Annotated in this window: 12 protein-coding genes and 3 pseudogenes; 12 read left to right on the top strand and 3 right to left on the bottom strand. The window is 57.5% G+C overall.

All coding sequences use genetic code 11. The features are described from left to right. The first annotated feature begins 30 nt into the window (after window positions 1–30). From PSQ19_RS09800 to PSQ19_RS09840, 8 genes and pseudogenes are all read left to right on the top strand, one after another. Window positions 31–1,236, top strand: a complete 1,206-nt coding sequence (locus PSQ19_RS09800; protein ID WP_282217587.1) for a phosphoglycerate kinase — start codon at window positions 31–33, stop codon at window positions 1,234–1,236. 141 nt (window positions 1,237–1,377) lie between these two features. Continuing rightward, entirely contained in the window at window positions 1,378–2,406 is a 1,029-nt protein-coding gene (locus PSQ19_RS09805) for a class I fructose-bisphosphate aldolase (RefSeq protein WP_282217588.1), read from the top strand. A 172-nt stretch (window positions 2,407–2,578) separates the two neighbouring features. Beyond that, window positions 2,579–3,175, top strand: a complete 597-nt coding sequence (locus PSQ19_RS09810; protein ID WP_282217589.1) for a thiamine phosphate synthase — start codon at window positions 2,579–2,581, stop codon at window positions 3,173–3,175. Then, the gene (locus PSQ19_RS09815; RefSeq protein ID WP_282217590.1) at window positions 3,172–4,197 is read left to right on the top strand and encodes a tetratricopeptide repeat protein; all 1,026 of its coding nucleotides are present in this window, start codon (window positions 3,172–3,174) and stop codon (window positions 4,195–4,197) included. The genes PSQ19_RS09810 and PSQ19_RS09815 overlap by 4 nt, the downstream gene beginning before the upstream one ends. A gap of 117 nt (window positions 4,198–4,314) precedes the next feature. After that, window positions 4,315–4,882, top strand: a pseudogene (gene efp, locus PSQ19_RS09820) (elongation factor P). Window positions 4,883–4,913: 31 nt separating this feature from the next. Beyond that, window positions 4,914–5,681, top strand: coding sequence for an inositol monophosphatase family protein (locus PSQ19_RS09825; RefSeq protein ID WP_407648970.1), 768 nt, complete (start codon window positions 4,914–4,916; stop codon window positions 5,679–5,681). Window positions 5,682–5,883: 202 nt separating this feature from the next. Next, a pseudogene (locus tag PSQ19_RS09830) lies at window positions 5,884–6,880 on the top strand (flagellar motor protein MotA). 3 nt (window positions 6,881–6,883) lie between these two features. Next, a pseudogene (locus PSQ19_RS09840) lies at window positions 6,884–7,910 on the top strand (peptidoglycan -binding protein). A 21-nt stretch (window positions 7,911–7,931) separates the two neighbouring features. On the opposite strand, the gene PSQ19_RS09845 reads toward PSQ19_RS09840, so the two are convergent. Continuing rightward, window positions 7,932–9,758: an ABC transporter transmembrane domain-containing protein gene (locus PSQ19_RS09845; RefSeq protein ID WP_282217593.1), complete on the bottom strand. Its 1,827-nt coding sequence runs from the start codon at window positions 9,756–9,758 to the stop codon at window positions 7,932–7,934. Window positions 9,759–10,014: 256 nt separating this feature from the next. On the opposite strand from PSQ19_RS09845, the gene rpmE reads away from it, so the two are divergent. Next, complete coding sequence (gene rpmE / locus PSQ19_RS09850) at window positions 10,015–10,239, top strand: 50S ribosomal protein L31 (RefSeq protein WP_282210422.1); 225 nt, start codon at window positions 10,015–10,017, stop codon at window positions 10,237–10,239. Window positions 10,240–10,326: 87 nt separating this feature from the next. On the opposite strand, the gene rcdA is transcribed toward rpmE, so the two are convergent. Both rcdA and PSQ19_RS09860 read right to left on the bottom strand, forming a co-directional pair. Further along, window positions 10,327–10,887, bottom strand: a complete 561-nt coding sequence (gene rcdA / locus PSQ19_RS09855; protein WP_282217594.1) for a protease adaptor protein RcdA — start codon at window positions 10,885–10,887, stop codon at window positions 10,327–10,329. A gap of 536 nt (window positions 10,888–11,423) precedes the next feature. Then, window positions 11,424–11,606, bottom strand: coding sequence for a DUF1192 domain-containing protein (locus PSQ19_RS09860; RefSeq protein WP_282217595.1), 183 nt, complete (start codon window positions 11,604–11,606; stop codon window positions 11,424–11,426). A gap of 33 nt (window positions 11,607–11,639) precedes the next feature. Between PSQ19_RS09860 and PSQ19_RS09865 the strand changes: the two genes are divergently transcribed. The 3 genes from PSQ19_RS09865 (at window position 11,640) to PSQ19_RS09875 (ending at window position 15,427) form a co-directional block, all read left to right on the top strand. Beyond that, the gene (locus PSQ19_RS09865; RefSeq protein WP_282217596.1) at window positions 11,640–12,695 is read left to right on the top strand and encodes a zinc-binding dehydrogenase; all 1,056 of its coding nucleotides are present in this window, start codon (window positions 11,640–11,642) and stop codon (window positions 12,693–12,695) included. Window positions 12,696–12,813: 118 nt separating this feature from the next. Further along, window positions 12,814–13,542, top strand: coding sequence for a DUF1013 domain-containing protein (locus tag PSQ19_RS09870; RefSeq protein ID WP_282217597.1), 729 nt, complete (start codon window positions 12,814–12,816; stop codon window positions 13,540–13,542). 49 nt (window positions 13,543–13,591) lie between these two features. Then, window positions 13,592–15,427 (top strand): monovalent cation:proton antiporter-2 (CPA2) family protein, encoded by a 1,836-nt coding sequence (locus PSQ19_RS09875; RefSeq protein WP_282217598.1) that lies wholly within the window; start codon window positions 13,592–13,594, stop codon window positions 15,425–15,427. The last annotated feature ends 3 nt before the right edge of the window (window positions 15,428–15,430 follow it).

Consider the following 15,430-nt stretch of genomic DNA (forward strand, 5'->3'; position numbering starts at 1 on the left):
CTCTGCACCTGCTTAATCCGGAGGCGTCACATGTCTGCATCGTTTAAAACCCTCTCTGATCTCGACCTCAAGGGCAAGCGCGTGCTCCTTCGTGCTGACCTTAATGTGCCAGTCAGCGACGGCAAAGTGACCGATGCGACCCGGATCGAGCGCCTTGTCCCGACAATCCGAGAAATCGTAAAATATGGTGGCAAGGCCATCCTGCTCTCGCACTTCGGGCGCCCAAAAGGCAAGGTTGATCCAGACTACTCGCTCGAGATCGTGGTGCCGAGCCTGGCGCACCTTACCGGGCACCCGGTTGACTTCGTCAAGACCGACTGGGTCGACGTTTCGGCCGCCAAAACGGCCATCAACCAAGCACCTGCAGGCAGCGTGCTGGTGTTGGAAAACACGCGATTTCATCCCGGCGAAGAGACCAATGATCCAGAATTAGCCAAGCGCATGGCCTCGCTTGGCGACATCTATGTGAACGATGCATTTTCAGCCGCTCATCGTGCCCACGCGTCGACCGAAGCATTGGCCCATCTGCTGCCTGCCGCCGCCGGGCTCGCAATGCAGACAGAATTGAGTGCGCTAAAACAGGGCCTCGGTCAGCCTAAAAAACCTGTGGTCGCCATCGTTGGTGGTGCCAAGGTGTCGTCCAAGATTGATCTGCTGGAAAATCTGGTCGCCAAGGTCGATGGTCTGGTCATCGGCGGTGGCATGGCCAACACTTTTTTGCACGCGCAAGGCGTTGGGATTGGTAAATCACTGTGCGAAAAGGATTTGGCTGAAACGGCCCTACGCATAATGGACAAGGCCGTCGACAGCGGCTGTGCCATCATCCTGCCAATCGATGCGGTTGTCGCCTGGCATTTCAAGGCCGATACGCCAACTCGTCTCTATGGTGTGGACGCAATCGACCCCGATGGCATGATCCTGGATGTCGGTCCTTCCTCGATTGAACGGATAAAAGGGGCCATCGACGATGCTCAGACAATTATCTGGAACGGCCCCCTTGGCGCCTTCGAAATGCGCCCGTTTGACGCCGGCACCGTCGAGATTGCCAAACATGTTGCCAAGCGTACCCATGATGGCAAACTGGTATCAGTAGCCGGCGGCGGCGACACGGTAGGCGCACTGGCTCACGCCGGGGTCAAAAACGATTTTACCTATGTCTCCACCGCCGGCGGGGCATTCCTCGAATGGATGGAAGGCAAACCCCTGCCCGGCGTTGAAGCGCTGAAGTCAACCTAAGTCACTATAAATAAAGTAATATTTGAACAAGTTTCAGAACAGGATTATTATTCGCCTTTAGTCTCATAGCCATTCGTATAATCGACTTTGCGCCACTAAAGTCTAACATCAATCCACCCGGACAATTGAGGTTTGATCTAGATGACAAAGTCGCTGAACGCCATTGCTCAAAAACTCATGACGCCTGGCAAGGGAATATTGGCCGCCGATGAGTCCGAGAACACAATCGCCAAGCGATTTGCCAAGATCAACCTGCCCAATTCCCTTGATTTGCGGCGCGACTATCGCGAGATGCTGTTCCGCTCAACCGAGGCGATGACCAACTATATTTCCGGCGCAATCCTGACCGAGGAAACGCTGGAACAACGTGCAGCCGACGGCACTGAGTTCCGCGCCATAATGGCCGAAACCGATGTCATTCCCGGCATCAAGGTCGACCGTGGCGCCTTTCCCATGCCCGGTGACAGCGGCGAAAAAATCACCGAGGGCCTCGATGGACTGCGCCAGCGCCTGGAGCGCTACGCCCAGCTTGGTGCAGGATTTGCCAAGTGGCGCGCTGTCATCACCATCAATGACATTGCGCCCACTCGCAATAACATTCGCGCCAATGCCCATGCCTTGGCCCGCTATGCCATTCTGTGTCAGGAAGCGGGCATAGTGCCCGTCGTTGAACCCGAAGTAGTCGGCGATGGTGAGCCGGGCAATCATTCGCTCGAGCGTTGTGCCAATGTTACCGGCGATGTTCTCGAAACCGTATTCAAGGAATTACGCCTCTCCGGCGTGGATTTGTCAGGCATGCTGCTAAAGCCCAACATGGTGCTTTCCGGCGTCAACTCGCGCGACCGACCAACTGTCGAGGACGTCGCTCGCCGCACCGTCCAGGTGCTGCGCGAGCACGTTCCAGCAGCAGTGCCCGGCATTGCCTTCCTATCCGGCGGCCAGACTGACGAAGAAGCCACAGCGCATCTTTCGGCGATGAACCAGATCGACAACAAGCCCTGGCCGCTTACCTTCTCCTATGGTCGCGCGCTACAAAATGTCGCTTTGCGCACTTGGGCCGGTCGCCGCGAGAACTTCGAACCCGCGCAGTTGGCCTTTACGCATCGCGCCAAGATGAACGCTCTGGCAGCACTGGGCAAATGGCGGCCTGAGATCGACAAAGCGGCCTGATATCTTAAATGACGTCCCAACGTCATACTGGGCGCACCCGCCAAGGGTTGCGCCTTTTTTGTTTTGTTGCGCCAATGATTGCGTTTCAGACCCTTTTGGCTCTATGCACTGATCTCCCTTTTGTTGCCCAAATGCGGCGTCATAGCTGCCGCACCCAATGATCTGAAAGCCCATGGTCGCACAAATATATCTGCTGACACCGCCAACCGCGGAGCCGACGAAATTTCCGGCGCTGCTAAAGACAATATTGTCCGCAGCCCCGGTGTCGGCACTGTTGGTATGCATGGATGATCGCAGTCCGGCAGACTACGCCGCTCTGATCCGTGCAATTTTGCCGATTGCCCAGCCTGCCGCCTGTGCCGTGCTGGTGGAGAATGATTTCTCGCTCGCCGCGGCCCTGGGTGCCGATGGCGTCCATGTCGACCCCGATATCAAATTGGTCAAATCTGCCATTGCCGCCCTCAAGCCTGCCATGATTGTCGGTGTCGGTCCTTGCACCAGCCGACACGAGGCCATGAGCGTGGGCGAGTTGGATGTCGACTATCTGCTGTTCGGACCGCTGCGATCGTCGGCCAGATCCAATGACTCGGATCTGGCGCAATGGTGGGCCCAAACCTTCGAGGTTCCCGCCGTTCTTAGCGACCCCGATGCCGAACCGGATCAGGTCGACGTCATCGGAGCCGAATTCATGTGCCTGTCGCAAAGTCTCTGGCAGCACAAAGACCCTTCAGCATACATCGCCGCCTTTGCCAAGGAACAGGATGCATGATGCGCGCGCACCTCAATATCGCCGCAGCGGTGCTATTGACGCTGGTCGCTCCAGCGTCAGCCCAGCCCGACAATGCTGAAACCGTCAGTTCCGCTGTTTTTGGTCCGCGCATTCGGGTGGACGACGCATATGGCGCCTACCAGCGTGGGTTTTATCTGACAGCGCTCTCGTTGGCCTTGCCGCGCGCCGAAAAGAAAGACCCGGCAGCGCAAACCCTGATAGCCGAAATTTACGCCAAGGGCCAGGGTGTGCCGCAAAACACCGAGCGCGCCGCCGGTTGGTACCAATTGGCCAGTGACAATGGCGATATACTGGCCACGTTCGAACTGGCCCTGCTCTATGAAAACGGAACCGGTGTCCCACGTGACCGTGAACGGGCAGCCAAACTGTTCCAGACCGCTGCCAATGCCGGCTACATTCCCGCCGTCTACAATGTCGCCCTGCTTCATGTCGAAGGGCGCTTTGCATCCCCCGACCTGATGGTGGCCGCAAAGATGATGAAACAGGCAGCAGAGGCCGAACTGGCCGAGGCCCAATATGATTACGGCACCATGCTGATTGATGGCGCCGGTGTTGCCCCCAATGCAGCCGAAGGCGCCCACTATATTCAACTGGCGGCAGAACAAGACCTGATCAGTGCGCAGATAGACTATGCCACCTTGCTCTATCTTGGTCAGGGCATTCCCCGTGATCTGGAAGGTGCCGTGCGTTGGTACGCGGCAGCTGCCAACGCCGGCAACGCCGTCGCGCAAAACCGTTACGCCAAACTACTGGCGGTGGGGGAAGGCGTAACAGCCAATCTCGAAGACGCGGCGATGTGGCGTGCGCTCGCCCGCCGTCAGGGCCTGAACGACACCGACCTTGACGAACTGCTAGCCAGTATTACGCCACGGGCACTTGCCAAAGCCGAAGAACGCGCCCGTTTTTGGCCAAGCAATCCACCCAGTGAAACAGCCACTGCCACCTCAGAACCGACGCCATCCCTGCCGGGGCCGACGGGATCGTCACCCCAAGAGCCTTGATCCGCAGCGCATTCTGGGGCAATAAGCGCCATCCCATCATGGGCAAACCATTCGTGCCAGCGCACTGCCGCCGCTATAGGCTGCCACCGCCTGACACTTCAGCAAGAAGTCACATCAATGGCCAAAATAAACGGCAATGAAGTCCGCCCCGGCTTTGTCCTGCAGCATCAGGATCGCCTGTGGGTCGCCGTCAAGGTCGATCACGTCAAACCCGGAAAGGGCGGCGCATACGCCCAAGTCGAACTCAAGGCCATTCTGGGTGGCACCAAGCTGAACGAGCGTTTTCGCTCAGCCCAAACGCTGGAACAGGTCGAGCCTCGAGATTCGCGACTTCACGTACCTCTACGAGCAGGGCGACAATTTGGTATTTATGGATCAGGAAAGCTATGACCAGATCGAACTGGCCAGGGACTTTGTCGGCGACCGTTCCGCATTTTTGCAGGACGGCATGAAAGTCACCCTCGAAATGCACGAGGATACCCCACTTGGCATTCGTTTGCCGCCCAATGTCGTGCTTGAGGTTATCGAAGCTGATCCAGCCCTCAAGGGACAAACCGCAGCCAACTCGTTCAAGCCCGCCAAGCTGGCCAATGGTCTCAAGGTCATGGTACCCCAGTTCGTCGCCGCTGGCGAACGCATCGTCGTCGACACTACAGAAGTCACTTACTTGCGTCGGGCAGATTAATTTATGGCACGTTCAGGCTCTCCTCAACGTCATGGTTCAGGCCGCCATCAAGGCCGGAAAATCGCTCACCAAGGACTTCGGCGAGGTAGAAAGTCTGCAGGTGTCCCGTAAGGGGCCCGCCGATTTTGTCTCCAAGGCAGATCTGCGGGCCGAACAGATCGTCTTTGACGAACTGCGCAAGGCCCGCCCCACTTATGCATTTTTAATGGAAGAAGGCGGCGAGGTCGCCGGCACTGATGGCACCCACCGCTGGATCGTTGATCCTCTCGACGGCACCACCAATTTTCTGCATTCCATCCCGCTGTTTGCTGTCGCCATCGCGCTGGAGCGCAACGACGGTATTGTAGCCTCGGTAATATATAATCCGGTGCTCGATGAGCTTTATACCGCTGAAAAAGGCAACGGTGCCTGGATGAATGATCGCAAACGCCTCCGCGTCGGCGGCCGCCGCCATCTGGCCGACAGTGTGCTGGTTACCGGCATCAAGACCCAGGGCACGCCCAACGACACACTCGGCATGCGCCAAGTTTCCCACATCAATCCAGCCGTCGCCGGCATTCGGCGTACGGGCTCGATTTCAGTTGATTTGGCCTGGCTGGCATCGGGCCGGTTTGATGGTCTGTGGGAAGCGGGCCTGTCACCGTGGGACGTCGCCCCGGGCGCCCTGATGGTCAAGGAAGCTGGTGGTTTTGTTACTGATTATTCGGGCAAACCCGGACATGTCTGGAATGGTCAGGTGGTTGCCGGAAATGAAATATTGCAGTCCCTGCTGCTCAAGCAAATCCAGTCAATCAAATAATCGCTTCCAACGCTGAACCGACACGCTCCGGACTGCCAGTAGATATTAGGGGGCAACAACCGATGCCCCAGGGTCGACACGACTGGCAGCTAATTTTACTGGCGCCAGACGCCGCCTGCCAACCTTTGTCATTGTCAGGCCATCATGGTCTGACTAATCTCAAGGCTGATTTGGTACTGGCATGGGAAGAGTTTAGGCCGATATGACGCAAGACTATGATCCTTATCATCTCGCCAGCCCTACCGTTTACCTGATCAAGATCGTAATCTTCTTGGTTCTGGTGTTGCTGGTCGGCGCCATTCTGTACAATACCATCATCACATTTTTCTGGGCCAATCCTTTTATCAATGGGTTGATCGGCTTTACTCTGGCCGTTGGCGTCTTTTTGAGCTTTCGCCAGGTCATTCGCCTGTTTCCCGAAGTACAATGGGTCAATTCCCTGCAGGACGGCACGAACTCCAGCGCCCGCCAACCTGTTCTGCTCGCGCCCGTTGCCGGTATTTTGCGCGAACGCATTGGTGAAGCCATCATCACCCCGTCCTCGATGCGCTCCATCCTCGACAGCGTTGGCAATCGTCTTGACGAGGCCAAGGATACTTCGCGCTACTTGACCGGACTGCTGGTTTTTCTCGGGCTGCTGGGTACGTTTTTTGGCCTGCTTCAGACCGTGACCTCTGTGGGCAATGTCATCAACGCGCTCGATGTGACCTCGGGCGACAGCGCCACCCTGTTCGCCAATTTGAAAGAGGGCCTCACCGCCCCGCTTGCAGGCATGGGCACCGCCTTTTCATCCTCCCTGTTTGGCCTCTCCGGTTCGTTGATCCTTGGCTTCCTTGATCTTCAAACCAGCCAGTCGCAAAATGCCTTCTATACCGATCTTGAAGACTGGATGACCTCAATGACTGAGTCTCGATCATCCCGTTACCGCGATGCAGGCCAATGGACTTGGCGTTCAGGGGCCTGAAATGCAGGCCATGTTCGAGCGGCTCGATAGCTCCATGCAAAACTCCAACTCGTCCCAGAATGCCATTCGCGCCATGGCCGAACTGGCCCGCGGCATTGACGGGCTGGTCAAACATATCCGCACTGAACAGGACGATTTGCGCAAACATATCCATGAACAGGGCGATACCAACAAGAAACTGCGCGATCTCATAGAGGCCCTGTTGGTCGAAAACGACACCGAGCGGCGGAACTAGCCCATGGTCGGCACGCGTTCCCGTCGCCGCGTCGAGGCAAATTACTGGCCTGGATTTGTTGATGCGCTCTCGAGCCTCCTGCTCGTCATCATTTTCATGCTGTCCCTATTCATGCTGACCCAATTCTTCCTGGGCCAAGAAATTCTGGGCAAGGACGATGCACTTTCCCGGCTCAATAGCCAGATTGCCGAGCCTTACAGATCAGTTGCAGCTTGAGCGTGCCAACGCCGACGATCTGGAATCGACCATCGCCAACCTGACGGCAACTCTCTCCAGCGCCGAAGCCGACAAGACCGCACTGTCCACGCGCCTTGCCGGTATTGGCACGGGATTGGAGGGCAAGGACGACACCATCGCCCAATTGCAGGGCGATCTGATAGATGCCCAGCAAATGTCCGACGAGGCGAATGCCGCAGTGGCACTGCTTAACCAGCAACTTGCAGCGTTGCGTCAGCAAATTGGTGCCCTTGAGGCGGCACTGGAAGCGTCCGAGAGCCGCGATGCTGAAAGCCGCACCCAGATTGCCGATCTGGGCAAGCGCCTTAATGTGGCGCTGGCACAACGCGTTCAGGACCTTACCCGTTACCGGTCCGACTTCTTTGGTCGACTACGCCAGATTCTGGAAGGCCGCGCCGATGTTCGGGTCGTTGGTGACCGGTTCGTATTCCAGTCCGAGGTGCTGTTTGCGCCCGGTCAGGCCAGCATTTCCGATGCTGGTACGCCCGATCTGGACGCACTCGCAGATGCCATATTGCAGCTCGAAACCGAGATCCCCACCGACATCAATTGGGTATTGCGCATCGACGGGCATACCGACAAGCGGCCGATTTCCAACGCGCAGTTTCCCTCCAACTGGGAACTCTCGGCCAGCCGCGCCATTTCGGTTGCGAAATATCTTGTTACAAAAGGCGTTTCACCCAATCGTCTGGTCGCCGCTGGCTTCGGCGAATTCAGCCCGCTTGATCCCGCCGATACCGAGGAGGCTTATCGCCGCAACCGCCGCATCGAGTTCAAGCTGACCGAGGGATAAAGCCGCCGCATCCGCGTCAGCTCAGCTGGCTATGCCCTCCAGGCGGAATTGCAGCTTGGCCAACTCAGCATAGCGCCCGTCCCTGAGCACCAATTCTTCATGAGTGCCCTGATCCATGATCCGACCCTTGTCCATCACCAGAATTGCGTCAGCATCACGGATCGTTGCCAGCCGATGTGCGATGACCAGCGTGGTACGCCCCTGCATCAAATGTTCGAGCGCCACTTGCACCAGCTTTTCACTGCGCGCGTCCAGCGCCGAGGTTGCCTCATCCAGCAACAGAATCGGCGCGTCACGGAGAATGGCCCGCGCAATTGCCAGTCGTTGCTTCTGCCCGCCAGACAACATCACACCGCGCTCACCCACCACAGTGTCGTAGCCCGCCGGAAGCTCGCGCACAAAATCATCAACCAGCGCCGCCTTGGCAGCCGCCACGATGTCCGTCTGGCTCGCCGCCGGTTTGCCAAAGCGAATATTGTCGCTTACCGTGCCGGCAAAAATTGTAGGTTCCTGCTCGACATAGGCAAAGCGCTGGCGCAGCTGGGTTGGATGCACGTCGCGTACATCAAGCCCATCTACCCGAATGACGCCGGCACTGACATCGTAAAACCGCTGAAGTAGTGACAGAATCGTGGACTTCCCCGAACCCGAGGCTCCCACCAGCGCGACCGTCTGTCCGGTGTTCACCACAAAACTGAGGTCTCGTAATACTGTGTCGTTACCCGTCTCATAGCTGAAATCGACATGCTCGAACGCCATCGTTCCCAGTGCTGGCTGCGGCATCGGCAAGGTTGGCTCGGCTATCCTGATCTGGGGTTCGGTCTCCAATAGTTCTGCAAGTCGCTCGGTGGCGCCCGACACAGACTGCAAGATGCCGAGGACCTCGGACACATTGGTCAACGCCCCAGAGGCCATCAAGGCATAAATCAAAAACTGGGTCAGTTGCCCCGCCGTAACAGATCCCTCAAATACTGAGCGGGCGCCCCACCACACCAGAAACACCACCGCGGCGGTGCCCAGAAAGATCACCATACCCACCAGTACCGACCGCGCCAAAAGGCGACTGACTTCAGCGCCAAAGCTCATTTCGCTGCGCTGCTCGTAGAGACGTGACTGTTCGCTTTCCTGGGTGAACGCCTTGACCGTGCGGGTTGCCCCCAACATCTCGGTCGCCATTGCCGAGAGATCCGCCATGGCATCCTGGGTGCGACGTGACATACCGCGTAGACGTTTGCTGAATGCCACTACCGGCAACACGATTGCGGGAGCCGCAATTACCACCGCAAGCGTCAGCGATGGACTGGTCAGGAACATCATGACCAGGGCGCCGAGAATCGTCACCATCGACCTGAGTGCCAACGAGGCGCTCGATCCCACCGCCGAACGGATGGTCACGACATCACCATTAAGGCGCGATGTCAGTTCGCCGACTCGGTGCGTATCAAAAAATTTGGCGTCGAGCCCCAACAGATGCTCAAATACCGCGACCCTGATATCGGCGAGCACCCGCTCGCCAATCACCGATATGAAATAAAATCTGGCGCCGCTGGCCAACGCCAATACCAGCGCAATAACAACGATCGCCCAGCCATAACTGGCGACCTTGTCAAGGTTTTGTGCAACAAATCCCTGATCAACTACACCACCCATGACAACAGGAATCGACAGCGATGCCGCGGCGGACAGCAACAGGAACAGTAATGTAAATGATAGGCGGACCGGATAGCGCAGGATAAATGGCAGCAGCTTTTTCAACGGTCGCACCTGCCGTACCGCGTCCTTGCCCAATGGCATGAAGGCTTCCTTTTCAGGCGGCAGATCGGATTTGGTGGTGGCTGGTTCAGTCATGGGAATACAGCCATCCTCTGGCATTGGAGCGGGCACTTTGGGCGCCGACGTCTCGGCAATGCCCCGAAAAAACTGCAATTCGCCGGGACCGCCCCTACATAGGCACTCATCTACAGCCCCGCAACCGGTTTTGCCCCGGTGAAATTGGCATCATCTCCCACTTGCGGATATGCCGCGTTTTCGCTAGAAAGCGGCCCAATACCTATTTGAATGCTCTCCGGGCGCTGCGGCGCCCGTTTGATTTGAGGCGATGGCTATGAAGAACGACATCCACCCCGATTACCATTTGGTCAATGTTGTCATGACCGATGGCACCAAATATCAGACCAAGTCGACCTACGGCAAAGAAGGCGACACCATCCAGCTTGATATCGACTGCCGGACCCATCCTGCCTGGACCGGTGGTTCGGGCCAGTTGCTCGATCGTGGCGGTCGTGTATCGCGCTTTAAGGAACGCTTCAAGGGCATCCTCGGCTCGTAAGCCTAATCAACATGACTTTAAAGCCCGGCCCAGTGCCGGGTTTTTTCGTGGTGCCGATCATGGAGGATATGCACCAACTAGAGCCAATTAGTCGGGCCGTCCAAACGCGGCCTTGAGCCGGGACAATTGGTCAGCAATTCCATTGGCTACGCTCACATCCAGTTCCGGCATTTTGCCGCGCTCGAGCGCATCGAACTGCATTACCTTGTCGAACAGCCGGTCTCCCTTCGCAATGAACTCAAGAAGCCGTGGCGGCAAATGGTCAAAACCCGGTCCGCCGCGTTCCGAGGGCGTAGCCGAAAACTTTACCTTGGATTTTTCCGACCGCGCATTCTCGGCGGTAATTTCACCCTCATTGACCGCACGCTGCAATAGCAGCCACGATGCCAGTTGCATCAGGCGCGTCGTTAGCCGCATGGATTCGGTTGCATAGAGAAACGATGCTTCGCGGGGCAACAATTTGCTGTCCTGCCGACCATCGCCATCAAGATAGGCCGCGACCTCCTCGATCAGCGTCATGCCTTCGCGATAGAGCAGTTCGAAACCGCCGGACGCAACAATGCGCGGACCTATAGCTACTGCCTGCTTGCCGTCGCCAATATCTGCCACGCGCTCTTCCTGCTCTGCCCGGTTAAGCAATACGCCCATTCGGGCGTCCCGTCATCCTTGGTGAACCCAAACACTGAAAAGAGGTTTAATATGCCCGCCGTTCCCACCAATCAGGCAAGAAAAAAGAGCCGTCGAAACGGCCCTCGAAGTTAACAGGGAGGCGTCAAACAGAGGGAGAAACCGCTCTGAAAAATCCAGAAGATCTGAATAACCAAACCTTACCGAACAGAGTTTAATTATCTGTTAACAGGAGTCGATTTCTTAACCCTGAGAAATCGTCAATGGCGACCGGGATGGATGAATCACCGATGAACAGCGCGTTCCGGAACCATCCATGTGAATAATTGTCTGGTGGGATGTGACAGACACCTGCCGAGGATACGCGACATGTCAATCCAGTCCGACACAAGCCTTGCAACACTGCTCATGCTCAGCCTGTCTTGTGCGGCCGCGACAAGCGGACATCCCCGACACCCAGAAAAGCGTGCGACAACGCCCGATACTGGCCCCGGCTATCAGCCGTCAACCCGCGTCCCCAGTAACCGGTTGGCAAGCATCACATGTCGCGCAGATGATCAGAACTTGAACACAGAATCTGCAGCACTTCGGGTCTGATGCCGAGCCGCAATAGCCGCGCGTAACCGCTCGATCTCGTCATTCAGCAACACTATCCGCGCCTCCAGTTCCTCGACCGACATTGTTTCGATCATCATGCCGACCTCATGGCCCTTGGGTTTGTTGACTTGATCCTCGTCCATTGGTGACTCCTGTGTGGCAAAATAGTCTAGCGCGTGCGTCTTGCGGATCAAGCCGGGCTGGCCCAAATTCTCGCCATGACCAAATCCATGATTGCCATTGCCATTTCGACCCCAGGCGCCCCCGAGGTACTTGCCGCTGTTAATCACCCGATCCCCGAAATTGGGCCGGACGACATTCTCATTCAGGTTGCAGCTGCCGGACTCAATGGCCCCGACATCGCCCAGCGACGAGGTCACTATCCACCCCCACCCGACGCGTCACCCTTGCCCGGCCTCGAAGTCTCTGGTCACGTTGCGGCGGTAGGCAAGTCTATTGGTCAATTTCAGGTTGGCGACGCCGTTGTCGCACTCACCAATGGCGGCGGCTATGCTGAATTTGTCAGCGTGCCGGCTGGACAGGTCTTGATGGCACCTCCCAACTGGTCACTGGTTGACGCAGCGGCCCTACCCGAAACCTGGTTTACCGTCACCCAATCCCTAGTGATGCGTGCGCAGTTGGCAGCGGGAATGAACGTGCTGATTCATGGCGGTGCGGGTGGCATCGGTGGCGCCGCGATTCAGATTTGCACGGTTATCGGCGCCAATCCCATTGCGGTAGTTTCAAATGCACAAAAAGCGGCCTATGCCATGTCGCTGGGTGCCTCCGCTACCATTGATCGCACCGGCCAGAATATTGCCGAACGCGTCGGGGTCCTGACTAACGGTCATGGTGTTGACCGGATCGTTGATATCGTTGGCGGCGATACAGCCGCTATCAATATCGCTGCAGCGGCCCGTTTCGGTCACATCGTGCTGCTGTCCACTCTCGGCGGCGGCAAGGCGACAGTGCCATTGTCCGAACTCATGGTCAGGCAACTGACCCTTTCCGGTTCAACCCTGCGGCCACAGTCGGCGCAAACCAAGGCTGCAATCGCCCAGCACATTAAGTCCCATCTTTGGCCTGCCCTGTCGCGCCCCGATTGGCCCCACCCTCGAATCAAAAAATTTCCACTCACAGCAGCCGCTGCTGCCCATCAGGCACTCGAATGCCCGGACAACTATGGAAAGATACTGCTGATAACGCCATATGGAAACCGTCTGACAGCGTGACAAATTCGTTGCGAAACCGACTAAAAAATCCTATGTTCGCAACAGTTCCCCTCAGCATTTAGAAAAGAGGCGGAGCGGACCGGAGGAAAACCGGCCGCGCCCGCAGGAGAAATTTATCATGGCCGCACCCCTGTTGATGCCCAAGGCGACCGCCGTCTGGCTGGTCGACAATACCGCCTTGTCGTTTGAGCAGATTGCCGCGTTCTGCACGCTGCATCCCCTGGAAGTGCAGGGCATCGCCGATGGCGACGTTGCTGGCGGCATCATGGGCGCCAACCCCATCCAGAACGGACAGTTGACCCGCGAGGAAATCGAAAAGGCCGAAGCTGATCCCAATTATCGCCTGATATTGTCCGAGCCCAAGGTTCAGGTCGCCGCCGCCAAGCGCAAAGGCCCACGCTACACCCCGATTTCTCGGCGTAACGAACGGCCAAATGCCATCAAGTGGTTGGTCCGCAGCCACCCTGAATTAAAAGATGCCCAGATCATGCGACTAGTGGGCACCACAAAATCCACAATTGATTCGGTGCGCGAAAGCACCCACTGGAACGCGGCCAATCTCACTGCCATGGATCCGGTGACCTTGGGATTGTGCAGCCAGATCGATCTTGATCTCGAGGTCGGACGTGCCTCCAAGGGCGCACCTGGTCCCGACGAAGCCGATTCTGGCACAACCCTGATGACCGCTGAGGAAGCCCTTGCCCGCTCCGGCGCAAGACCGCACGGTGCAGAGGATGGCGAAGACGATGTCGGTGGCCACCACGCTCCCGAACATCAGGAAGAATTCAATGCCGACAATGTCTTTGCCAAATTGAAGTCAGTGACGCCCGACCCAGACTCGGAATAGGCCTGATCTGAAATAGTACGAGCAGGAGACCACCCTGGAACAAAATTTCTTGCTCGCGATCTTTTTGCTGCTGGTGGTTAGTGTCGCCTTGGTGCCACTGGCCAAATATGCTGGTCTTGGCACCATATTGGGCTATCTCGCGGCCGGCGTCGTCATCGGTCCCTACGGGTTGCGAATGGTCTCGGACAGCGAAACCATTCGCGCCGTTGCCGAGTTCGGCATTGTCATGATGCTGTTCCTTATCGGGCTTGAACTGCAGGCGTCCGAAATCTGGCGTATGCGCCATAAATTGCTTGGCCTTGGGGTGCCCCAGTTGGCCGCCACCAGCGCCTTGATAGCGGGACTGCTGTATTGGTCGGGCATTGCCTGGGCCCCCGCCCTCATTCTCGGGCTTGCCTTGGCCATGTCGTCTACCGCCATCGCCATGCAATCGGTGGCCCAACGCGACATTACCAAAACTGATACCGGGCGCGCCAGCCTGGCAATTCTGTTGGTTCAGGATGTCGCAGTCATCCCGATTCTGGCGGCAATCCCGGTGCTGGCTTATGCAAGGGGCCCGCTTCAGATCAGCAGTGAAGTCAGCGAAGCGGTGCAATCCATGCAAAATCCGCTCGACTGGCTGACCCCCATTGCCCTTATTGGTGCCTTTGCCGCCGCCATATTGGCGGGCCGCTACGTCGTCCGCCCCATGCTGCATCTGGTGGCTCAAACTGGGCTGCGTGAAGTTTTCACCGCCTTCGGCCTCGCATTGGTTATTGGTGCGGCCCTGATTACCCAACTCCTCGGCCTGTCACCGGCGCTCGGCGCATTCATCGGTGGCGTATTGCTCGCTGACAGCGAATACCGCCACGAACTCGAAAGCATCCTCGAACCGTTTCAGGGCCTGCTGCTGGGATTGTTTTTCATCTCGGTCGGCATGTCTATCGCATTTTCCGTGCTCTGGTCCGATCCTATTCGCGTCGTGGCGCTGGTGCTCGGTTTCGTTCTGGTCAAGATCGTTGTTGTGTTCGTGCTGGCCAGCTTCTTCCGCATGCACCTCGCCGACCGCCTGCTGCTGGCGTTCCTGATGAGTCAGGCGGGCGAATTTGCCTTCGTCATCCTCCAATTTGCCCAGCATGAAGGGGCGATCAGGCCCGACACGTTCTCGATTCTCACGGTCGCGGTGGCGCTGTCGATGGCCACCACCCCGCTGTTGCTCTTTGCCTTCGACAAACTCATGGCCCCACGCCTCGATGCCCGCCACTTGAACCGTCAGAGCGACGAGATCGACACCAACCAGGACATTGTCGTCCTCGGTTATGGGCGTTTTGGCCAGATCGTGACCCGCATGCTGCGCTCGCAGGGGTTTGACATGACGCTGATCGACGATGATCCGGCGCAGATCGAGCTCGTAAAGCGCTATGGCGTCAAGGTGTTTTACGGCGACGCCTCGCGGCTCGAACTATTGCATGCCGCCGGGGTCGCCAAGGCGAAACTGGTGGTCATTGCCGTAGGCGGGGGCGAGCGCATCTCTACCATCGCCCGATTGGTGCGTCGAAATTTTCCCGATGTTCGCATCGCCGCCCGGGCGATAGACCGTGGTCATGCCCACGATCTGATGGACATCGGCGTCGAAATATTCGAGCGCGAAACCTTCCTCTCTGCGCTGAGCCTGGGCACAAAAGCGTTGGTAGCCCTGGGCTATAGCGAAGAGGAAGCACTTAGGCTGGCTCGCGACTTCGAATTGCACGATAATAACCTGCTCGCCGATTCTTTCAGCGTCAGGAACGACGAAAGTGCCTATGTCGGCATGTTGCGCAAATCCATGGGTCTGCTCAGCGACGCCATGAACGCCGATACACCCCACAAGGTCGACAAGCCCGATCGTCCCCCCACCGACTCGTAGCCC

This window comes from Devosia algicola (assembly GCF_028816455.1).
Classification (GTDB): domain Bacteria; phylum Pseudomonadota; class Alphaproteobacteria; order Rhizobiales; family Devosiaceae; genus Devosia; species Devosia algicola.